Below are 22,933 nucleotides of genomic sequence, written 5' to 3'. Positions count from 1 at the left end.
GAGAGAGTTTTAAGCTCTCTCTTTTTACTTTTTAACTCGCAACACCAAATCTTTGCCTGCTGTAACAGGCTTTGTTTGAGAGATTTTATGCCTAATTTCTTCTGTTAAAACGGTTGAGGACAACAAAATATATTCAGAATCATTTTCAAGCCTTCCAAAAGAATATTCTATGCTTGAAACTTCATCAGAATTTGCAATAACAACTGGAGTAATAACGGATTCTGAATGTTCTTTCAAATATTCAAGATCAAGTCTAATAATAACTTCACCTTGTTTAACATTGGTGCCCTCTTCAGCAACTCTTGTAAAACCCTTGCCATTTAAATTAAGAGTATTAATTCCAAAATGGACAAAAATTTCAACGCCCTCTTTAGTTTCAAGACTAAAGGCGTGATTGGTTTTAAAAATTTTACCTATTTTCCCATCACAAGGCGCTAACAACTCATTACTTGTTGGAAGAATTGCAATTCCATCACCAACTATTTTTTCAGCAAAAGCTTCATCGGGAACCTTATCAATTGACATAACTTTTCCACTAATCGGAGCAATCAAATCCAATGTAGCGGTTTTTTTAAAAAAATCTAAAAACCCCATAACTAATCTCCTATAAATTTATCAAAATAACTTAAAGTTTCTCGCTCGGAATCACTATTTAAAACCTTATTTGCCAATTCTTCTAATTCCATTACTGTGTACTTTTTAAGCAAATATTTAATTCTAAGTGTAGCGCCAGGAATCATACTTAAAGACCTAAATCCAAGGCCTACAAGAATAAGTGCTCCAGCATCATCTCCTCCAAGCTCACCACAAACAGACACATCAATTCCAGAGCTAACACCATCATCAAGAACCTTTTTGATTAATTTCAACACAGCAGGATTATACTTATCATATAAATTTGATATTTTTTGATTACCACGATCAACAGCTAAAACATATTGGGTTAAATCGTTGGTCCCTATACTAAAAAATTTCAATTTATTGGCAAGTTTAGAAGAAATTAAAGCTGCAGAAGGAACTTCTATCATGCAACCCACTTCCAAATTTTCATCAAAAGGCAAACCTCTAGACTTTAAGTTAATTTTTGCATTATTCACAAAATATTCTATTGTTTCTATCTCTTCATACCTGGTAAGCATAGGTACCATTACCCTTATCTTCCCATAATGGCTGGCCCTAAAAATAGCATTAAACTGCGCCTGGATCAATTCCTCATATTCCTTGTACATCCTAAGCGCCCTAAATCCCAAAAAGGGATTTTCCTCTTTCTTAAAATTAAGATAGGGAATTTCTTTATCCCCACCAACATCAAGAGTACGAATCGTAACAACCCCTTTTTTTTCCATTGTTTCTATAACTCTTTTATAAGTTTCAAACTGCTCATCTTCTGTTGGAGGTTGTAAAGATTTCATATATAAGAATTCTGTTCTAAAAAGACCTATTCCTTCAACACCATATTTATTAACATAAGTAACATCAACAGGTGTTCCAATATTTGCCTTTAAAAACACCTTTACGCCATCTTTTGTTTCAGCATCTTTATCTTTTAAAGAAAAAAGCTCTTTTTCCATCTCTACTTGACGCAAAATCTTACCTTCATAAAGATCAAGCTCAACAGAAGAAGGATTTTTAATAACAATAGAAGATATTGCATCAATTACTATTTTATCGCCATCCTTTAACTCATCAATATCTAACAAAGTCATAACAAGCGCTGGAAGCCCCATTGTTCTTGCTAAAATGGCAGCATGAGAAGTTTCTCCTCCAACCGCAGTTAAAAACCCTTTAACATAATTTAAGTCAAATTGCATGGTATCAGATGGGGTTAATTCCTCGGTAACAAGAATAATATCTTTATTAATCTCAGAAAAATCGGTTACTTGGCCTAAAATTATAGAAATTAATCTATTTCTAATGTCCTTATAATCAGACGCTCTTTCTTTTAAATAAGGATCTTTATAGTCTTCTACACTTTTAACTAAATTTTCAAACGCCAAATAAATAGAATAAGCGGCGCTATAATTTTCCTTTGTAATAAACTCAATAACAAGTTCGGAAAGCTCATCGTCTTCAACGATCAACACTTGGCCTTCAAAAATACCTTTTTTATCATCTCCAAATTGAAGCATAGCTTTTCTCTCAAGATTCTTAAGAGCTTCAATTGCTTTTGACTTCGCTTTATTGAATTTTGATATCTCGCTATCAACTTGAGAAAAGTCTATTTTTTCTCTGCTTATAGTTTTATCAAAATTTTTCCTAATACAAAGAACTTCTCCAATGCCTATCCCTTTGGATATTCTTTTGCCCGATAAAGTCATAACTTAAATCCTTCTAAATTCATTCCTTAAAAGATTCGATAAGCTCTGCAAGCTCTGAAGCAGCGATCTCCTCATCCTCACCCTCAGCACATATCAAAAGCCTTTTACCTGCTGATAATTCTAAAGTTTGAAGTCTAAACAAACTTTTTCCGCTAACAGATTTTCCATCAGATTCTATTGTTATATCACTAGAATATTCTTTAGCTTTTTTTACAAAAGTTGATGCAGGCCTAACATGTAAACCGTTTACAGCCTTAATAATTGCTTCTTTTTTTACCATAAGTACAGAAACCCCTCATTATGAATATTATTTTTTGATTAACTTTTTACATTATAATACATAAAAATAAATTATATATTCCCTTTATATAAGAAATATAGCATACTAAAGATAGTAATTAAACTTATTCGAATAATTAAAAATTAAAACTCATTAATATGTCTAAATAAAAATTCTTTATTAGCTTTAAATTTCTCTCTCCTATATTAAAATTTTTAAAATCTCTTATATTTTTATCCAACATTTTAAGAGAATTTTCTATCTCAGAAAATGAAAGCGGCAAAGATTTGTTTAAAAGCAAAACCTGAAAATCCTTTATGACTATCACCTTGTCATCATAAAATATTTTTAACAAAAAATCATTTATAATGTCTCTTTTTATGTTTAAAAGAATGCATATAAAAATAATATCCGCTTCTTCTAAAATATCAAAAGATAAGGTATTGAAAAATATTTTATGATAAAAACTTCTGTTCCATAAATTCATCATTGGAAATTTAAATTTGGTAACAAGAACAGTGCTTCGATTTGCAATATACTCAGCTCTATTTAAATTATAAGCACTAAAAACATAGGTTTTTTTGGTTAAAATATTTTTAAACTCAATTTGGGCATCAAGGCTTAACAGTAAAGGATAAATATCAAAAACGGTGTTTTTATAATAAAACCCATTTGCAAGGTTAATGCTATTTAAATATATTTTATCATTAAATTTTGAAATAAATTCATAAAACAAACTTGGAATATTTTTCTTACCAATCCGAAGTATCTCGTTATAAGTAACACACGGCCCCATTTCAAGAAAATTACCCCTTAAAGACACCTTATTAAATTTTTCAAAATTACCAACAATAAAAAAATTATCAACAGGTGTTTCTCTATTAAACAAACTGAGATTTTTTTTAAAATCTAGCTCATTATAAATGATATAATTATTTAAATTTTTGTTAAATAAATTAGATAGTATATTAAAACTTTCAGGATAATAAACCTTAACATTAGCCATTTTTTCTATACAATTCTTCAGCTTTCAAATAAAGAGATAAAAAAGTATTAACATCCATACAATTACATTTTAACGAATTTCTATAGCCTAAAATATCTGATTTACTTACAATCTCATTTACCAAAAAGTAATAAAACAGCAAAACATTAGATTCAAAACAATTGCTACAAAAATTAAAATCGTCTTCTAATAAAATCTTTTGCATATGCTTATAAAAACTTTTTTTCTTAAGTCCTTCAAGGGTAAGTATACTCCGCCCATTTAAAATAAAAGCGGGAATTAAATCAGAATAAACAAGTTTGAAATCCAATAAAATTAAAAAAAATCTGTTATTAACAATGTATTCCAAACTATCATTCTTAGCAAAAAAAATAGAATCCAAAAGATTTCTAGTCCCCAAAGAAAGACTGATCTTTTTTGAAATACTCTCTCCATTTAAATTGAAATTAATTAATGTCAATTTTTATACTCCAACTATTTAAAATTTCTTCAAAATCAAGAGGGGTGCTGCTTGCATTAAAATCAAATACTTGAATCAAAGCAGTTCGAATTGCAGAAACAGAAACAATAAAAACACTTCTAAAAGAAAAAACAAACTCACCATCTTCAACAAACTCTAAGCTTAAACAATTTTTAATATCACAACTTACATTAGCACGACAAAATACATAATCAACCGCTAACCCAAATATTGTACGAATTCTTTTGTTATTTAGCTTAAGCTTGGAAAATTTGCCTTGCTCTACAAAAAAGCTTACATTGCTAAAAACAGCACTAAGAGAATAAAATTCAAATTTAAGTTCAACAGAACACCCAAGCACGCAATCATTAACATCGCTAATAGCTATTTTTTCTTTAACAATAACAGGATATCCATTTACAAAATCTGCACCACCTATTAAAGAAGAAAAATTGTTTTTAATACTTAAAATTGCTTTTTCAATCAAATAAGGATCTTTAAAAAGAAGATTATAAAAATTGGCAAAATCTAATACGCTCTCGTCTATCAAAAAGTTTATATTGCTATAGGTCAAGCCCAATGTTTTAGCCAAACTATTTTTCAAATAGTTGCTTAAATTGTTGTCAATAATGCTGTAGGGCAAAAATACATTTAATTCGTCCTTATACAAGAAAGCAACAACATATTGCTCTTCACTTAAAAAATAAGTGTTTGAATTCAAATAAGCAAAACCAACTCCCCTTCGACTAGTATCAAAAATATCATAATCCTTATTAACACTTAAAACAGAAGATTTCTTTATTAAAGAATTTTTTATATCTAGTTTTTTAAAAATTTTTAAAAACCTACTATAATCACCTTTAATCTGAGTAAGCAAATAACCTATTGGCTCACAAGAGATCGACAAAGCAAGATTATAAAAATTGGAATAAATAAAATTATAAACAGAAGTCTCAAATGCCAAAAGATTGTCATAAAAAAAGATGAAATCACTTTTATTCTCAACAAAAAAAATTTCTAAAAACCCATCAAAAAACAAATTTTTGAAAATTTTATTAATAAATTTAAAATAAAATTTATATAAAAAATTTAAAGGTCTATTTATTATAATTTCTAAAACAATCTTTGAAAGCTTATTATCTGCCAATAAACAATTAGAAACTGAAAAAGTTAAATTTAAATTATCTAAAATTCCAAAATGTCTTTTGTAGTAAACAACATTAACCCTTTTATTAATCTTTTTTGAAATTACAATGCCTTGTAAAATTGCATTAAAAGAAATAGGGAAAATAGAGCTAGACCAGTAATTATTAAGAGAATTGATTTTTATTTTGTCTTTACTTACACCAAAATTTTCACTAATAAAAAATTTTAAAAAAGAAATATTGTCTACATTAGCATCAATAATTAAATTTTCAGAATCAAAAAATATTTTAACTAAAATAAAGTCGTCTGAAAAACTATTGTAATCACTAAATTCATAACAAGCATTCAAAACATTGCAAGTTTGAGATTCTTTCTTTGTAAATCCAGAAGAATAACTATTGCTCACATCACCAACTCTTAGATTAAAAAGAACGCTTTTTTCCGCTTTTAGCAAATAATCCAAATTGTCTGAATATAAAACCAAAGGAATTTGACCTTTAAAGCTTATTTTATTATCAAAAAGCTTTAAATTAAATTCATTAGAATCAACAAAATCTCTAAACTTTAAAGTTATATTATCTTTATAACTGATGCTAAAAATTGAACTTATATGTTCATCTATAAAACTAAAATCTTCAATAAAAGAATCTTTAACATTACAGCAAACTGGCAAAGCCCAAAATTCATGTGCATCCACATTTGTCAAACTCGCAAACCCCACTAAACAAAAAAATTAAATTAGTAAAAACCTAACATTGCATAAATAAAAAAGGATTAAAAAATAAAATTTCAGAAACAGCTGACCTTACCAACATATGCAACAAGCTTAAAAGCAACTTGATAAAAAATTCAATTAAAACTAATTTGAAATCAGCACTATTTGTCAATAAAAATAGCCCCGATGTTTATTTATCACTTTTGATAAATAAACAAATTATGCTAACATTATAAATTATAGATGTTTTCTAAATAAAAACAAGGACCTTATGAATAAAGCAAAAAATCGAAGCTTTAAATATTTTCTAATACTTCTATGTATATCATTATTTGGAGCCAATAATACAATAAGTTACTCTAGCATTGAAATTCCCCTAGAAGACTTAAGCGAAGAATTTAAAAGCGCTGAGAACAAAAGTGATCAAATAAATACCTCAAAACATTTAAACAAAAACATAGTTTCTTATAAAGACCCCAAAAAGGGTAAAGATCTGAAATTGCCAGAAAACATAAGAGATAAAAGCCTGCCCAAAAAAAGAATGGACGAAAATGATCTAAAATCTGTAATTGAAAATTATGAAAATAAGATTAAAAATATAGAAAAGCTTTTAAAAAACAAAAATCAAAAAGCGTCGGAAAATGAAAATAAAAAAATAGAATCAATCGAAAAAAAAGCAAAAAAATATGAAATTTTAACCAATAAATTAAAAAACGAAATAGAAGAAATAAAAAAGCTCCTTAGCAAAAAAGCTCAACCTAAAACAGATGAAAATTACGAAAAAATAAATATTGAAAACATTGAAGAAGAAGCTGATGATGATTTTGAAGAAAATTATGAATATAATGATGAAATCGAAGAAGCAAATGAGGACAATTACCCTTCTAATGAAGGAATAATAAACAATCTAAAAGAAAATCTTAATGAAAACGAAAAATATTATGCTATTAATGAAAAAAAAATCGATGAACTTGAAGACAGAATCAACGACAATGAAAATACTATTTTAGACTTACAAAGAGAATTAAGAAATTTTAAAAAAAAAGATAACTCAGATAAAAACTTAGAAGAAATTGAGGAAAACTTGTCTTCAATAGGAAGAATAATCAATGATCTAAAAAGAAAAATCAGCGCAAATGAAGCAATAAACAAGGAGAATCAAAAAAAAATAAGAACTGATAAACACAAGCTCAAAGAATTAGAAGATAAAATAAAAGAGAATGAAGAAACTATTTTAAAACTTCAAAAAGAATTAAACAATTTTAAAAAAAAAGAAATTTTTCAAAAACCTTTAAACGAAGAAACTTTCATCCCAAGTATTACAAATAAAAATGACGATTTAGAAGAAAATAAGAAATTAGAAAAGGAATATTTAAAGCCCACAGAAAAAAATGAAAGCCAAGATCTAGAAGAAAATACTAAAAGCGCCTCAAAAACAACTATGATCAAAACAGCAGATTTTCAAATCTACCCCGACATATATCTTAATAACTATAAATTTAAAGAAAAGGGGAATCAATTTGCATTTAAAAAAGAAAACACATACTATATTGAAATAAATCCAACTAATAATTTAAATGAAGCTTTAAAAAATCATGAAATAATCTCAAAATATAAATTTGAAAAATATTTCATTAACCCTGCTCTAAAAAATAAAGAAGAATTTTTCAGAAACTTAATAGAAGTCAAAAATATCCACGAACTAGGAATTATGTATAAAAATCTAAAGTCTGAATTTAAGCAAATAAAAATAATTAAATAAAAACAAACACTTTAAATCCAACTAATCTAAATAACTTTTTATGTCTTTAAAAGACATAATTTTTATATTTAAACTCAAAGCTTTTTTAAGCTTCGATCCGGCTTTTTCTCCCACAATAAGAAAATCTAAACTCCTGGTCACGCAAGTGTTAAAAATTGCTCCTTTATTTTTTAGCTTGTCAATAACAATAGACCTGGAATAACCATTAAAAGTTCCAGTAATGCAAAACTTTTTACCAACTAATAACTTATTCTCATCATCAATCGTAATAAACTCTTCCATTTTAAATTTCAAGTTTTCAAAAAATTTAAACTTATTAAGCATTATCGAATCATTAAAAGCTTCAATAATATTTAAAGCAATTTTTTCCCCTATGCCTTTAATTTTCAATAATGTTGAAAAAGCAAAATCTTTATCTTGGCAAAGCTTAAAAAGTTTTGAAAACGAATTTAAATTATTAAGGAATAACAACCTTATTGTGTTTTCTCCTAAATCTTTAATTCCCATGCTAAGAAGTAATTTACTAAATGGCTTTTTTTTACTAGATTCAATTGAATTTATTAAATTATTTATCTTTCTATCTTTAAACCCTTTAAATGCAAGAAGTTTATAAAAATCAAATGTATAAAGATCAATTTCTGAAGAAATAAATTTTTTCTCAAAAAGAAAAGAAATTATCTTGTCGGAAAACCCTTCAATATCCATACAATTTTTACTACAAAAATATTTTATTCTCTCGACTGCTACTGAGGGACAATTATTATTTGTACAAAAAAAATGTGCCCCCTCTTTTACTAAAACGGTTTTGCAAGCTGGACAATTATTAGGAACCTTGAAAAATCCTGTTGAAAATTTATTTATCACCATTTCAACAGCAGGAATTACATCTCCTCTTCTTGAAACTTTAACAACATCACCAACATTCAAATCAATAGACGTTATATAATCTTGATTGTGTAATGTTGCGCTAGTAATAAAAGCCCCTGAAACAAAAACTTTATCAATATTTGCAACCGGAGTAATTTTACCACTACGTCCAACTTGAACAACAATGCTATTTACCCTACTAACACCTGAAAGCGCTTCAAATTTGTAAGCCATTGCCCATTTAGGATGGTGAGCAGTATACCCCAATTTTTCTCTTAAAGCAAAATCACTAACCTTAAGAACAACGCCATCTATTTCATATTCAAAAGAATCTCTTTTTTTTGTTATATCTGCTATATAATCTAAAACTTCGCAGATTGAACTTTTTTGATCAAAAAACCTAATCAAAGGATTTACTTTAAACCCCAATTTCTTAAGTCTTAAAGTAGCTAAGTCATTAGTTTTAAACTCCAATCCAGCATTCAAAAAATCATAAATAAAAATATTTAAAGGAAAATTAGCGACCTCTCTACTATCAACCCTTCTAAGTATTCCTGAAGCCAAATTTCTAGAATTAGTATAAGGCTTTTCTAAAAATTTATTTATTTTCAAAAAATTTTCTTTAGTAATATAAGCCTCACCCCTTAATACTAAATCAACCTTTTCATCAAGAAATAAAGGGATATACCTAATGGTTCTAATGTTTTTAGTAACGTCATTGCCAAATTTTCCATTACCCCTAGTAAGAGCTTTTTCAAGAATCCCATCTTTATAATAAAGAACAATAGAACATCCATCAATCTTTGGCTCAACAGAAATATTAAAAGAATTATTAAAATCAATCTTATCTATCCATGATTTTAGTAAATTAAGATCATAAACCTTATCAAGACTTAATATAGGAACAGAATGTTCAACCTCTTTAAAGTCATTTAAAAGATCACTGCCAAATTTAAGAGTAGGAGAATCTAAGGTCTTATATTCGGGATACTTACTTTCCAGCTCTTTAAGCATTAAAATATGCTTATCATACACAAAATCTTCAACACTAGGCAAAGAGTCAACATAATACTCTTTATCCCACTTTCTAATCAACTTCTTAAGATCTGCAATTTCTTGCTGTACTTTGCTGCTCATAGAGTAAAATTTAACATATCCTTTATTATTTTATCAAACAATTCTAACAAGCAAAAACCGACCTTACTATATACACCATAAAATATCCCCCAAAATACATATTATTTTACTTATGTTCAAATTAAAATAATCTTTAAAGAAAAATGTCAATCAAAAAGACAATATTATAAAAATGTGAATTATATTTTAATTGTCGTTAAAGATATTTTAATATGTTAAAATGGATAAAAGGAGTGCTAGTTTGGAAGAAAGCAAAAAAGCTTTAATAGCTGATGATTCGCTTTTTATGAGAAAAAACCTAATAAAAATCTTAAGTCAATTAGGATTTAAAGAATTTTTAGAAGCCGAAGATGGCATTCAGGCTATTAAAGAATTTGAAAAACAAAGCAATATTGATTTAATAACACTCGACATAACAATGATGGGAATGGATGGAATCACAGCTCTTGAGAGAATGTATGAAATTAATAAAAAATTGCTTAAAAAGGTTAATATATTAATGGTTACAGCTATTGGAAAGCAAGAATTAATACAAAAAGCGCTATCTCTTGGAGCTAGAGGATATATTACAAAACCTTTTAAAAAAGACCAAATAATAGAACAAATTAAACTTTTGGATTAGAGGAAATTTTGATAGCAAAAGAAAAAATATATAAACAAACACAAATAAACACATCAAATCCCCTCTCAATATTGATAATGCTTTATGAGAAAGCAATACAGGATTTAAACGTTGCAAAAGAGCTTATAAAAGATGGAAATTGGAAAAATGCGGTTAAAGCCAATGAAAAAATCTTTCATGCACAAGAAATCATTACTGAATTAATGTCAACTTTAAATTTTGAACAAGGTGGAAACATATCTACAAACTTACTCTCAATATATTTGTTTCTAAATAAAGAGCTAGAAAATGTTCTTTTAAAAAAAGAAATACATAAAATTGACAATGTTATAAAACAATTGCAAATATTAAACTTTACCTGGAAAGAGTTAAGAAAAAAAGAAAATAATGTTACTCACAACAAATTAGGAATCAATATTGTCGGCTAATGAAATTTTAAAGAAATATTTTAGCAATTTGTTATTAGAATTAAAAGAATTGAAATTAATACTAACAATAGAAAGTGATGAATTGCAAAGAGAAGAAATAAGAATATTAAATATAACCAATCCTAAAAAAGATTTAATCTTAGAATCAATCAAAAACTATTATAAAACAATAAATGCATGGTTGAAATCTAAAAACCAAAAATTGGATAATTTCGAATACTTTATTAAAGAAATTAATCTATTAAAAGAAGAAATATACATTAAATATCAAATTTGTTGTGAAATCTTGCAACAAATTGCAAATGCAAAAAGAAAAATTCCAAAAATTAAAAAACATCAAAACCTTGCAGCAAACAATTTTCCTATAATGTTAGATATTAAAATATGAAAGAACTTTACCTAATTGACGCACTAAACATAATATTTAGAAATTATCACGTAATGAAAAATTATCCACTTTTAAATACACAAGGAGAAAATGTAAACGCATTTATTGGTTTTTTTAAAACATTATTTTTCATAATAAAAGAAAAAAATCCTGAACATTTGATTATTACCTTTGACTCAGAGATACCAACCTTTAGAAAACAAAAATATCCAAGCTACAAAGCAACAAGAGATGCACCTCCGGATGATTTAATACCTCAAATCGGATGGATAAAAGAAGGCCTTTTAAAGGCAAAAATACCAATCTTTGAGATCGAGGGCTACGAAGCTGACGATCTTTTAGCTAGTTTTGCTAAAAAGGCTGCAAAGAATAACTATTTAACTTACATTATTTCTCCTGATAAAGACTTGCTACAAACAATGTCAGATTACATAAAAATACTTAAAATTGAAAACAACAGCTTTATTGAAATGGATAATGATTACGTAATAAAAAAATTTGGAGTAAATAGCTTCCAAATAAAAGATTATTTGGCTATTGTTGGAGACAGATCTGATAATATTCCTGGAATAAAAGGCATTGGCCCAAAAGGAGCAGCAAATTTATTAAGAGAATTTAAAACCTTAGAAGGGATATATTCAAATTTAGAACTAATAAATAAAAATCACCGAGAACTTTTAATCAAAGAAAAAGAAAATGCTTTTTTAAGCTACGAACTTGTAAGTCTTGAAGAAAATTTAAAAATTCCAGAAATTGAAAATTTTGCCTTAAAAAATTTTAGTGAAGAGTTAATATCTTTATTTGAAAAGCATTCAGCAATTGCTCTAATAAAAACTTATAAAAAGGATATCTTAAAACAAGAAAAAGAAAATGCAGACCAAAAAAGCTTATTTAAACAAGAACTTATTACTACCAACTTAGACAGCATAAATACAATTGACACCGAAAATGTTAAATACCGCGCAATAACAACAAAAATAGAACTTGATGATTTAATAGAAAGCCTTAAAAAGGCTAAATACATATCAATAGACACAGAAACATCTTCGCTTGACACTTACACAGCAAAATTAATTGGAATTTCCATTTCATTTAAAGAATTTGAAGGTTACTATATTCCAATCGAAGCCAAAGGAAAAACTTACATAGAAAAAAATTATATAATACAAAAATTTAACAATCTCTTTAAGTCAAATCCAAAAATAATTGGTCAAAATTATAAATTTGACTATAAAATACTTAAAAATAATGGATTTAGCCCCATACCACCTTATTTTGATACAATGATTGCCGCATACCTTATCGACACAAACTCAAAAGTATCGCTTGATTTTCTTGCAGAAAAATATTTAATGCATAAAAATATTAAATATGAAGATGTGATTCAAAAAAATGATAACTTCTCAAATATATCTTTAGAAATGGCAACAAGCTATTCATCTGAAGATGCTGATATTACATTTAGATTATTTAATATATTTACCAAAAAATTAAAAGAAGACAAACTTGACAATTTAATGCACGAAATAGAAATGCCTTTTAACAAGGTAATTATAGAAATGGAAGAAAATGGCATTTACCTTGATAAAGAATATTTAAAAGGCTATGGAAAAGAACTTGGGAAAGAATTAGAACTAATCGAAAAAGAAATAATAAAAAGCATAGGAATTGATTTTAATCTAAATTCTCCAAAACAAATGCATGAAATTTTATTTGAAAAATTAAATCTAAAATTACCAGAAAAAATGAAAAAAGATTCAACTGATATAAAAGTGCTTGAATCTCTTAGAGGACAGCATGAATCAATTGAAAATCTAATAAAATATAGACAAATTGCAAAATTGAAGAGCACTTACACAGATAATTTGATAGAACTAATAAACTATAAAACAAACAGACTGCACACAAGCTTCATACAAACAAAAACAGCAACTGGCAGAATCACAAGCATAAACCCCAACTTGCAAAACATACCAATAAAAGACGAAAAAGGGCGAAAAATAAGAAAAGCATTCAAACCAGAAAATGGAAATATTTTTATTTCAGCTGATTATTCTCAAATTGAGCTTGCTATACTTGCCCATTTATCACAAGATGAAGCCCTTATTAAAGCATTTGAAAACAATAAAGACATTCATACAGAAACTGCTTCTAAGCTTTTCAAAATAGAGGAAAAAGAAATTACTCCTAACTTGAGAAGAATAGCAAAATCTATTAATTTTGGAATAATTTATAGAATGTCAGATTTTAGACTTGCAAAAGAATTGGGAATTAGCAAAGAAGAGGCAAAAGGATTTATAAACTCTTACTTTGACTCTTATCCAAAAATCAAAGAATTTATAATAAATCAAATAAACTTCGTAAGAAATGCTGGATATAGCGAAACCATCTTAAAAAGAAGAAGATATATAAAAGAAATTAATAGCAATAATTATCTAGAAAGATCTGCCGCTGAAAGAATAGCAATAAATAGCACAATTCAAGGAAGTGCAGCCGACATCATGAAAATTGCAATGGTCAAAGTATTTAATGAATTTAAAAATAATAAAATGGAATCAAAAATATTGCTACAAGTACACGATGAAATGCTCATCGAATCTCCTATTGAAGAAGAAAATGAAGTAAAGAAAATCTTAAAAATTATGATGGAAAGTGCTTACACATTAAATTTGCCTTTAAAAGCAAATATTGAAACGGGTAAATCGTGGGGAGAAATCCATTAATAATTGGAGTAACAGGAAAAATTGCATCTGGCAAAGATACTGCTTCAAAAATAATTAGCAATAAATATGGATTTTACGAAATAAATGCAGACAAGCTTGGACATTCAGTATTACATGAGAAAAAAGAAGAAATAGTTGAAATATTTGATCAAAAAATATTAAATACTAAAAATGAAATAGACAAGCTCTTACTAAGAAATCTTGTATTTAATAATAATAAAGAATTAAAAAAACTTGAAAGCATATCCCATCCAATCATACTCAGCAAAATAAAAAAAATTCTAATCCAAAATAAATCTACAAAAATAATAATTAATGCTGCTTTACTTTTTAAAATAAATTTAGAAAAACTTTGCGACTACATAATTGTACTTAAGGCAAAAAATTCTATAATAAAAAAAAGATTGTCATATTCTATGCCAAACATTGACTCAAATATAATCAATAAAATACTCAAAATCCAAAAAGATATTTTTTTTAAAAAAAATATTATAAACTTAAAAATAATTAATATAATTAATAACAAGAATTATGCATATCTAGAAAAAGAAATTGAAAAAAAAATGCAGGAGATAATTAACTATGAAAGATTTGAATGAAAACAATGATAATAATAAAGGATTTTTTGTAGCATTAACCTCGATTGCAACAGTTTGTATCATAATATTTCTTGGAACAATTATTTTCTTTCCAAACAAAAATTTGGCCTCAGACATTGCAGAAAAAAATATTGTTTTAGAAGAAGATAAAGATCAAAACACCTTAGAAAACGTTGACCAAAATGAAAAATCTTTAAAGGTATCTGAAACTCAAAATGAAATAATCATAGATTTAACACAAGATTTAAATAAAGAAAAAAAACCTACAAGCAAAAACAAAATACCTAATACTTCCCAGAAATCAAAAATTATTGAAAAACCTCAATCTACAACTCAAAAAATACCTAATGCTTCTCAGAAATCAAAAATTATTGAAAAACCTCAACCCACAACTCAAAAAATACCTAATGCTTCTCAGAAATCAAAAATTATTGAAAAACCTCAACCCACAACTCAAAAAATACCTAATGCTTCTCAGAAATCAAAAATTATTGAAAAGCCTCAACCCATAGCCCAAAAAAATTTAAATATTGATAACATATATGATCCCAATACAGAATATTACATACAATTTGTATCACTCTCAGATCCAATCAATGCAGATAACTACATTCAAAAATTACTCAAATATAATATAGTTGCTAAAATATATTCTGCAACAGTAGATAATAAAGATATTTACAGAGTAAGATCTGGTCCTTATAAAACAAAATCAGAAGCAAAAGCAGACTTTAAAAAAATAGCAGGAATAGGCGAATTTAAAGAAACTTATATATTACCCGTTAACAAATAGACTATAATTATTAATATATTTTTGATATTTTTCTAAATATTCTTCATGAACCTCAACAACAGGCGAAACAACATGCTTAATCTTTGTAAGCTTTAAAAAAGAATCATTTAAGCTGCTAAATTCCCTTAAAGAATAGAATGCTTGAATTGCTCCCCCAATAATCTCTGAATGTTTAAAATCAAAAATCTTTAAATCTTTGCCAAGAATATTTGCCTTTATTTGATTTAAAAGCAAATTATCAGAATTAGATCCACTAACAAAAATACTCAAAATTTCTTTTTTACGGTCTTTTAGCTCTACCAATCTATTATAAAAAGCAAAACATACAAATTCAAGGATTGATAAACCAATCTCCAGCGGATTTTTAATACTACCAAAAATTCCTTTACTTAAATCTTTGCAAAGACAAGGATCTAAAATAAATAAATCATTAAAAAGCTTAATTTTACTTGGATAAAAGTATACATTATTTAAAGTGGCACTTTTAACAATCTTTTTTAAGAGTAACTCAAAAGTTAAGCTTTTCTTATAAAAACTGTCTTTTAACAATTGAATCAAATATCCAAAAGGAACAATTCTCCCAATAATAAAAAATCCTTCTAAAAAATAAGGATATTCTAGAGAAAATTCTGGTAAATATGTACTTGAAACAAAATTAAACCCTTCACTCGTACCCATTCTATTTGACACAATTCCTTCCTTAAAAGCACCGCTTCCCACCAAAACATTCAAATAATCTGCTCCAGCATTAATTACACTAATTCCGCTATTTAGCCCAAATTCAACTCCTGCTTTATAAGTTACAACACCAACATTTTCTCCCATTTTTATGAACGGAGGAAATTTGTTCTTATCAAGCCCATATTTTTTTATTTCTATATCATCCCAAATAAAAGGAATATACTCTATGCTTGGAAAGCTTGTAAAAAGCTTTCCTGTAAGCAAATAAATAAAATACTCAAAACAAGAAACAAAATAGCTTATTTTAGAATATGTTCCTCTTTCAACCGTACTAAGTACGTAAGGCAAAAATACAGATTTTCCCCTAAAATAAGGCTTAATTTTAAGAGAATTCCAATGCAAAACTTCCAAAGGAATTAAATTTGAATTTAAAGCAATCAAACATGGTGAAATACCACCAACAGAAATGCAATCTATTTTATTAGGCTGAAAATTGGATATGGCTTTCTTAAAAGAAAAAAGCCATATATTAAAGTCAAAATTTTCGAAATCAACTTCAAAATAATCTGAATAACTAATATCAATATAACTTAAAACTCCACTTTCAGAACTAACTAGTGCTGCTTTTAAAACACTGGTACCAATATCAATACTAAGAGCATTCATAAATTAACCCTTGGTAATCAATTTCTGAATATCATCCTTTCTATCAAGAATTTTTTGTAAACCAACTTTATTATAAATTGCAAATATTGCCTCTGCAAAAAGAGGCGCAACATTAGCCTCATGATACCAAGGCTTATTTATTAATTCATCATTATGACAAACGGCATTCGTTCCAATTATTTTATAAAAATATCCTTCCTCATAAGCTTTATCAAAATATTTAATAGCATCTCCATTGAAAAACGGCAAACTAATTCCACATATAATCTTTTTAGCACCCATGCTTTTAAGCAATTTCATTGCCTTAATGAGAGTACCCCCAGTAGCTAACATGTCATCGCTCATAAAAACATTCTTACCTTCAACATCTCCTAAAAGCTTGGTTACAGAAATATTTGAATCAACAACATCATTTGAAACTCTTGAATAATCTCTCTCCTTATAAAGCAAAGCAAGGGGACTCTTAAGACTTGATGCAAAAAATTTATTTCTACTTACAGCACCTGTATCGGGTGAAACAATGACCAAATTAGAATCTCTAATGTCTATTAAATCCTTAAGAGAATTAAAGATTTCATAAGAAACATTTAAATTCTCAAAATAAACTTTTCTAAATACATTCTCAATAGCCTTTGAGTGAATATCCAAGGTTAAAATATGTCTAATGCCCAACTCTTCTAAAAATCTTCCAATAAGACTTGCTGTTAAACATTCTCTTGAATGCTTTTTATCTTGCCTTGAATAAGGATAAGACGGAATAATAACACTAACAGAATTGGCTTTAGCCTGCATACAAGCATCTATTGTTGTCATTAAATTCATTATGTGATCATTAACTGTCATAATTATTTTTTCACTACTGCTTATCTCAACTTCATAAGCATTAGCAACATCTTGAACAATAAAAATATCCTTATTTCTGATTGTTTTTAAAATTTCAGTTTTAAATTCACCATTGGCAAATTTAACAAATTTTACAGGAATTTCTAAAGGCTCTTTACTTTTAAGAGTAGATAAACTAAGCCCTTCTAAAAAAGGAGATAAAACTTTTTCAATCTTAAAAATTTCTTCCTTTAAGGCTTTAGAATCTTGACATATACTGTCTATAATCTCATTTTCAATATTTATAAATATTCTGTCAAGCTCTTCTATTATTTTGCTAGCAAAAACCCTACCCCCAGGACAAGCAATAATTCCTATTGATTTTTTTTTAAGTAAATTCACCAAGCTCCTCGTTCTTTTTTTAAAATCTCAACAATCTTAATTTGACAATTAATAAAACTTATACACACAAAAACAACTAAAATTTTTCAAAGCAAGGTTATTAAAATATTTTAGCCTTAATAATAAAAAGAAAAATCGAAAAATCTTATTAATAAGAAAACCAAATATTATACATAATCCTAAAAACAAAATTAAATAAATTACACAATTCCAAATTCAAAACCTATTCCAAACTTGAAATCAGAAAATTTAGGGTTTTTAATATTCCAAATATAGTAACCTTCAAGAATTAAAAAAGAGAATGAAAGTCTAGCACCAATATCCCAGCCCATTGTTCCCAATTCTGCTAAAACAGAATCTGCAGAAGAAGTTGTTATATTGATCTTAGGACCTGTGAAAAACGCTAAAGCTAAAACAAAAAAATCTAATTTTGTATAAAATCTCGGTGTTATTGCCATAATAAACGAGAAATTTTCATTTGCAGTTCCATCTGAACGCTTTATTGCTTTAAGAAGATTCATGTCAAACAAAAGCTCAAATCCAATAGAAACAAAATCATCAAATTTAGCACCAAATTGCGCATAAGTTCCATATTTTATTCCAGCTTTAGCAATATTGGCTAAATCGGAAAAATTTTGGACTATCTCTTCTTTTTCAATTGGGGATAAATCTGAAGGCAAATTTTGCTTAAGCTTTGCATTAATCTCTAAAGCCTCATTGTAAAAGCTTGAAAAGGGACTAACAGGAAAAGCAATCCCACCGCCAAAATTGAATTCAAAATTAGTATCTGTAAAACCATTTACCACAATAATCCCAAAAAAACACAAAATTAAAACTTTAAGCCTAATCATATACAAACTCTCCTACAAAAATTTATGAAAAATAAAACAGGGTTTATATTGCATACCTTATTATATAATAATTACCATAAAGATTACCACAAAGTAAAAGTAAACATAAAAACTAAAAAATTAACTCTTAAGAACAGAAGACACTATTTCTTCCACACCACTTGGTATAGGATGATTTAGCTCTTTATATTTTGAGATATATTTTTTTGCATTTTTTTTGTCGCTCTTTAAATGATAAATATAAAAAATATTAAATAGAGCTTCTTTATTTGCAGGCGCAAATTCTAAAGTTTTCAAATAATTAGTCAAAGCATTGTCCAAATCATTTTTCTTAAATAGCAAATATCCCTTAAGATTAATTAACAAAATATTCTCTGGATCTTCTTTTATAATAGAATTAAGTTTTAACTCAGCCTCTGCATATTTTTTCAAATTAATGCAAGCTAAAATAAAATTATAACTTGAATCATCACCAGCATTAATATTAAATTTAATAGATTTTTCATAAAGCAAAACAGAAGTCTCATCATTACCAAGCTCTTCATTTAATTTAGCAAGCTTATAATATTCGTCTGATATGTTTTGATATTCCTTAAAAATAGAGCTGCAAGACAAAACAAAAGCAATAATAAACAATAATTTATACATAAAAAACTTACTTGAATCCTTAATACTATTTATACTATTTAAATTATTCAAAGCAGCAAAAACATTAAATCTAATAATAATCAAAATATAAAACTTAAATGCTGTTGAATTTTAAAATTAAATAAACCATCTTGATGACTATAAAACAAAATTTATCACTCTAAAAGCTAGTCATAAACATAAATAAGCCCTCTTGCTTTAAAAACAAAAGGGCTTTTAATACTATCTAAAAAACAAATTAAAGCTTTTCTTGGTCATATTTGTTAAATACATTTTCTGTTAAATATTTACCAACTGATCTTCTGTCCTCAACAAGTTTAGATATTGCACTAAAATGTCTTGGTTCAATCTTAAAATACTTATAAGCTCTTCCATCCTTAAAAAACACAGAAAGCTCAGACACAGCAGAATCGTAACCTACCTGTGATATTTTGCTCAATTCATTAGATATTGTTAAAGTTTCCAACTCAAATTCCTCCAAATAATTATCTTAGGAGTATAATAATAAAGTAAGAGTTAATTCACTAAATAAAAAATAAAAAGTTTTAATCAATAAAATCAAAATCTACTAAATGATATATTCCCTAATATAAGGATATACATTAATCCAAATTTAATCAAGCAAGCTGTCAAATATCATACAAAATAGTTTAAACTTCCAAATATTTAATAATATTAAAACGATATAAGATAGATTTTTAAAAAAAAATTTTGTAAAATTACTAAGATAGTTAATCTTCTATTCACATATCATCAGGAGGAACAAAGTCTAATGGACTACAATAAATTACGAAACATAGGCATTAGCGCACACATTGACTCAGGAAAAACTACTCTTACAGAACGCATTCTTTTTTATTGTAATAAAATTCATGCAATTCACGAAGTAAAGGGCAAAGATGGAGTTGGTGCAACAATGGACTCAATGGAACTTGAAAGAGAAAGAGGAATCACAATAGCATCAGCTGCAACTCACGTTGAATGGAAAGATTTCCCAATAAATATTATTGATACACCCGGGCACGTAGATTTTACAATTGAAGTTGAAAGATCTCTTAGAGTGCTTGACGGAGCAATATTAGTTCTTGATTCTGTTGCAGGAGTTCAGTCCCAATCAATAACTGTTGATCGACAACTTAAAAGATATAGTGTGCCGCGCCTTGCATTTGTAAACAAATGCGATAAAACCGGAGCAAATCCCTACAATGTAAAAGATCAACTAAAGTCAAAACTTGACTTAAACTCCGTTTTAATGCAAATCCCAATTGGATTAGAAGATAAACATATTGGAGTTATAGACCTTGTATTAATGAAAGCCTACTATTTTGAAGGAAAAGATGGAACAGAAATAATAGAAAAAGAAATACCCTCAGATCTCTTAGAAGAAGCAAAAAGCAAACGAGAAATAATGCTTGACACCCTTGCCGACTTTAATGACGAGCTTATGGAATTGCACATGGAAGGAAAAGTTGTTCCTACCGAAATAATATACAATGCAACTAGAACAGGAACATTGGCTTTAAAATTGTGCCCTGTATTTATGGGATCTGCTTATAAAAACAAAGGGGTGCAATTGCTCTTAGATGCTGTAACCAGATTTTTGCCATCCCCTCATGATATAAAAAACACCGCTCTTGACCTTAATAATAATGAAAAAGAAATCGATCTTAAAATTGACAACGACCTCCCAACTGTTGCTCTTGCATTTAAACTTGAAGACGGACAATACGGACAGTTAACCTATGTAAGAATCTATCAAGGAATTTTAAAAAAAGGACAAGAACTTATCAACTCAAGAACTTCTAAAAAATTCAAAGTCGGAAGACTTATCAGAATGCACGCTAATAATACGGAAGACATTGAATTTGGAGGAAGTGGCGATATTGTTGCTTTATTTGGAATAGAATGCGCATCAGGCGATACTTTTTGTGATCCATCTATCAACTATTCAATGACATCAATGTTTATTCCAGATCCAGTAATTTCTCTTTCTGTAAAACCGAAGGATAAAAAATCTGCTGACAATATGGCTAAAGCCCTTGGAAGATTCACAAAAGAAGATCCAACATTTAAAACTTATGTTGACATTGAATCAAACGAAACAATAATTCAAGGCATGGGAGAACTACACCTAGAAGTTTACATTGAAAGAATGAAAAGAGAGTTCAAGGCAGAAGTTGAAACCGGAATGCCACAAGTGGCCTATAGAGAAACGATTACAAGAAAAGCTGAATTTAACTATACTCACAAAAAGCAATCTGGAGGAGCTGGACAATTTGGACGAGTTGCAGGGTTTATGGAACCTCTTAACAAAGAAGGAGAAACGTACGAATTTGTTAATCTAATAAAAGGGGGAGTAATCCCAACAGAATATATCCCATCATGTGACAAAGGATTCCAAAAAGCAATGGAAAAGGGAACATTAATTGGCTTTCCAATAGTTGACATAAAAATTACAATCAATGATGGCCAATATCACATTGTTGACTCATCTGATATTGCATTCCAATTAGCAGCAATTGGCGCTTTTAGAGAGGCTTATGAAAAAGCAAAGCCCACAATCCTTGAACCAATAATGAAAGTTACCCTTGAAGGACCCACTGAATTCCAAGGCAATATGTTTGGACTTTTAAACCAAAGAAGAGGAATAATAACAGGCTCGCTAGAAGACGGAAGTTTTTCAAAAGTTGAGGCTGAGGTGCCTTTAAGCGAAATGTTTGGATTTTCAACAGTCCTTAGATCCTCTACCCAAGGAAAAGCAGAATTCTCAATGGAATTCTTAAAGTATGGAAAAGTTCCAAGCGCTATATTTGATGAACTTCGCAAAAAATTTAACGATCAAAACAAATCTTAATAAAATAATAAGGAGGCTTTATTATGATCGATTTAACACAAGAAAAACAAGAAATACTAATAAAAAACAAGTTTTTAGCCAAAGTTTTCGGGCTTATGTCAATTGGACTTTTAATCTCAGCAATGTTTGCATATACAACCTCAGAAAATCAAACAATCAAAGCAATAATATTATCAAATCCAATGTCATTTATGGCTATAATACTTATACAATTTGGACTTATCTATGCAATAAGTGGTGCTCTTAATAAAATATCAAGCAATACTGCAACAGCTCTTTTCTTACTCTACTCAGCACTAACAGGAGTAACATTATCTTCTATATTTATGATTTATACACAAGGATCAATAGTATTCACATTCGGAATTACTGCTGGAACATTTCTTGGAATGTCTGTTTATGGATACACTACAACAAAAGATTTAACAAAAATGGGAAGCTATCTAATAATGGGCTTATGGGGAATCATTATTGCATCTCTTGTTAACATGTTTTTTAGAAGCTCAGGGCTTAATTTCCTTATATCTATTTTAGGTGTAGTCATATTTACAGGCCTAACAGCTTATGACGTTCAAAATATTTCCAAAATGGATAACATGCTACAAGACGACACCGAAATAAAAAACAGAATGGCGGTTGTAGCCTCACTTAAACTTTATTTAGATTTTATAAATTTATTCTTATATCTTTTAAGATTTTTGGGCCAAAGAAGAAACGACTAAATTCATAAAAAATTCAATCAAAAATGAATGCTTAAAGGCAAAA

Annotated in this window: 21 protein-coding genes; 9 read left to right on the top strand and 12 right to left on the bottom strand. The window is 27.9% G+C overall.

The window, feature by feature from the left end:
• Window positions 1-24: 24 nt before the first annotated feature.
• The 6 genes from crr to QIA22_RS03320 form a co-directional block, all read right to left on the bottom strand.
• A complete protein-coding gene (gene crr / locus QIA22_RS03345) occupies window positions 25-594 on the bottom strand; it encodes a PTS glucose transporter subunit IIA (RefSeq protein WP_301611759.1) in 570 nt (189 codons plus the stop codon).
• Window positions 595-596: 2 nt separating this feature from the next.
• On the bottom strand, window positions 597-2,318 hold the full coding sequence (gene ptsP / locus QIA22_RS03340; protein WP_301611757.1) for a phosphoenolpyruvate--protein phosphotransferase: 1,722 nt from the start codon (window positions 2,316-2,318) through the stop codon (window positions 597-599).
• A gap of 19 nt (window positions 2,319-2,337) precedes the next feature.
• The gene (locus QIA22_RS03335; RefSeq protein ID WP_301611755.1) at window positions 2,338-2,598 is read right to left on the bottom strand and encodes an HPr family phosphocarrier protein; all 261 of its coding nucleotides are present in this window, start codon (window positions 2,596-2,598) and stop codon (window positions 2,338-2,340) included.
• A gap of 136 nt (window positions 2,599-2,734) precedes the next feature.
• Window positions 2,735-3,604 carry a xanthine dehydrogenase family protein subunit M gene (locus QIA22_RS03330; RefSeq protein WP_301611753.1) on the bottom strand — a complete coding sequence of 290 codons (870 nt, stop codon included), beginning with the start codon at window positions 3,602-3,604 and terminating at the stop codon, window positions 2,735-2,737.
• Window positions 3,597-4,064 carry a hypothetical protein gene (locus QIA22_RS03325; protein ID WP_301611752.1) on the bottom strand — a complete coding sequence of 156 codons (468 nt, stop codon included), beginning with the start codon at window positions 4,062-4,064 and terminating at the stop codon, window positions 3,597-3,599. Before QIA22_RS03325 ends, QIA22_RS03330 begins: the two co-directional genes overlap by 8 nt.
• Window positions 4,051-5,916 (bottom strand): hypothetical protein, encoded by a 1,866-nt coding sequence (locus QIA22_RS03320; RefSeq protein ID WP_301611751.1) that lies wholly within the window; start codon window positions 5,914-5,916, stop codon window positions 4,051-4,053. The genes QIA22_RS03325 and QIA22_RS03320 overlap by 14 nt, the downstream gene beginning before the upstream one ends.
• Window positions 5,917-6,196: 280 nt before the next feature.
• On the opposite strand from QIA22_RS03320, the gene QIA22_RS03315 reads away from it, so the two are divergent.
• The gene (locus QIA22_RS03315) at window positions 6,197-7,687 is read left to right on the top strand and encodes a hypothetical protein (RefSeq protein ID WP_301611750.1); all 1,491 of its coding nucleotides are present in this window, start codon (window positions 6,197-6,199) and stop codon (window positions 7,685-7,687) included.
• A gap of 21 nt (window positions 7,688-7,708) precedes the next feature.
• Here the strand turns inward: QIA22_RS03315 and ligA are convergent, their stop codons facing one another.
• Complete coding sequence (gene ligA / locus QIA22_RS03310) at window positions 7,709-9,691, bottom strand: NAD-dependent DNA ligase LigA (protein ID WP_301611748.1); 1,983 nt, start codon at window positions 9,689-9,691, stop codon at window positions 7,709-7,711.
• A gap of 241 nt (window positions 9,692-9,932) precedes the next feature.
• On the opposite strand from ligA, the gene QIA22_RS03305 reads away from it, so the two are divergent.
• Genes QIA22_RS03305 through QIA22_RS03280 form a run of 6 tightly spaced genes read left to right on the top strand, consistent with a single transcriptional unit; the run spans window position 9,933 to window position 15,244 of the window.
• A complete protein-coding gene (locus tag QIA22_RS03305) occupies window positions 9,933-10,313 on the top strand; it encodes a response regulator (protein WP_301611747.1) in 381 nt (126 codons plus the stop codon).
• Between the two features lie 8 nt (window positions 10,314-10,321).
• Window positions 10,322-10,741 (top strand): flagellar export chaperone FliS, encoded by a 420-nt coding sequence (locus QIA22_RS03300; protein WP_301341686.1) that lies wholly within the window; start codon window positions 10,322-10,324, stop codon window positions 10,739-10,741.
• Window positions 10,731-11,129, top strand: a complete 399-nt coding sequence (locus QIA22_RS03295; RefSeq protein WP_301611745.1) for a hypothetical protein — start codon at window positions 10,731-10,733, stop codon at window positions 11,127-11,129. The genes QIA22_RS03300 and QIA22_RS03295 overlap by 11 nt, the downstream gene beginning before the upstream one ends.
• On the top strand, window positions 11,126-13,852 hold the full coding sequence (gene polA, locus QIA22_RS03290; protein WP_301611744.1) for a DNA polymerase I: 2,727 nt from the start codon (window positions 11,126-11,128) through the stop codon (window positions 13,850-13,852). The genes QIA22_RS03295 and polA overlap by 4 nt, the downstream gene beginning before the upstream one ends.
• Window positions 13,834-14,451 (top strand): dephospho-CoA kinase, encoded by a 618-nt coding sequence (coaE, locus tag QIA22_RS03285; protein WP_301611742.1) that lies wholly within the window; start codon window positions 13,834-13,836, stop codon window positions 14,449-14,451. The genes polA and coaE overlap by 19 nt, the downstream gene beginning before the upstream one ends.
• Window positions 14,435-15,244 carry an SPOR domain-containing protein gene (locus tag QIA22_RS03280; RefSeq protein WP_301611741.1) on the top strand — a complete coding sequence of 270 codons (810 nt, stop codon included), beginning with the start codon at window positions 14,435-14,437 and terminating at the stop codon, window positions 15,242-15,244. The genes coaE and QIA22_RS03280 overlap by 17 nt, the downstream gene beginning before the upstream one ends.
• On the opposite strand, the gene QIA22_RS03275 is transcribed toward QIA22_RS03280, so the two are convergent.
• The 5 genes from QIA22_RS03275 to QIA22_RS03255 form a co-directional block, all read right to left on the bottom strand.
• Window positions 15,227-16,591, bottom strand: coding sequence for an FGGY-family carbohydrate kinase (locus QIA22_RS03275; RefSeq protein WP_301611740.1), 1,365 nt, complete (start codon window positions 16,589-16,591; stop codon window positions 15,227-15,229). The genes QIA22_RS03280 and QIA22_RS03275 overlap by 18 nt on opposite strands.
• Before the next feature lie 3 nt (window positions 16,592-16,594).
• The gene (locus QIA22_RS03270; protein ID WP_301611738.1) at window positions 16,595-17,815 is read right to left on the bottom strand and encodes a ribose-phosphate pyrophosphokinase; all 1,221 of its coding nucleotides are present in this window, start codon (window positions 17,813-17,815) and stop codon (window positions 16,595-16,597) included.
• 200 nt (window positions 17,816-18,015) lie between these two features.
• A complete protein-coding gene (locus tag QIA22_RS03265) occupies window positions 18,016-18,666 on the bottom strand; it encodes a hypothetical protein (protein ID WP_301611736.1) in 651 nt (216 codons plus the stop codon).
• Between the two features lie 120 nt (window positions 18,667-18,786).
• Complete coding sequence (locus tag QIA22_RS03260; RefSeq protein WP_301611734.1) at window positions 18,787-19,314, bottom strand: tetratricopeptide repeat protein; 528 nt, start codon at window positions 19,312-19,314, stop codon at window positions 18,787-18,789.
• Between the two features lie 238 nt (window positions 19,315-19,552).
• Entirely contained in the window at window positions 19,553-19,780 is a 228-nt protein-coding gene (locus QIA22_RS03255) for a KTSC domain-containing protein (RefSeq protein ID WP_301611733.1), read from the bottom strand.
• Between the two features lie 306 nt (window positions 19,781-20,086).
• Here QIA22_RS03255 and fusA point away from each other — a divergent pair, with 306 nt between their 5' ends.
• Both fusA and QIA22_RS03245 read left to right on the top strand, forming a co-directional pair.
• Window positions 20,087-22,168, top strand: a complete 2,082-nt coding sequence (gene fusA / locus QIA22_RS03250; protein WP_301611732.1) for an elongation factor G — start codon at window positions 20,087-20,089, stop codon at window positions 22,166-22,168.
• A 23-nt stretch (window positions 22,169-22,191) separates the two neighbouring features.
• Window positions 22,192-22,890, top strand: a complete 699-nt coding sequence (locus tag QIA22_RS03245) for a Bax inhibitor-1/YccA family protein (RefSeq protein WP_301611730.1) — start codon at window positions 22,192-22,194, stop codon at window positions 22,888-22,890.
• The last annotated feature ends 43 nt before the right edge of the window (window positions 22,891-22,933 follow it).

Source organism: Borreliella kurtenbachii (assembly GCF_030437945.2).
In the GTDB taxonomy this organism is placed as follows: Bacteria; Spirochaetota; Spirochaetia; order Borreliales; family Borreliaceae; genus Borreliella; species Borreliella carolinensis.
The sequence above is the reverse complement of the archived record's forward strand: the minus strand, read 5'-3'. Positions and strand labels throughout refer to the sequence as shown.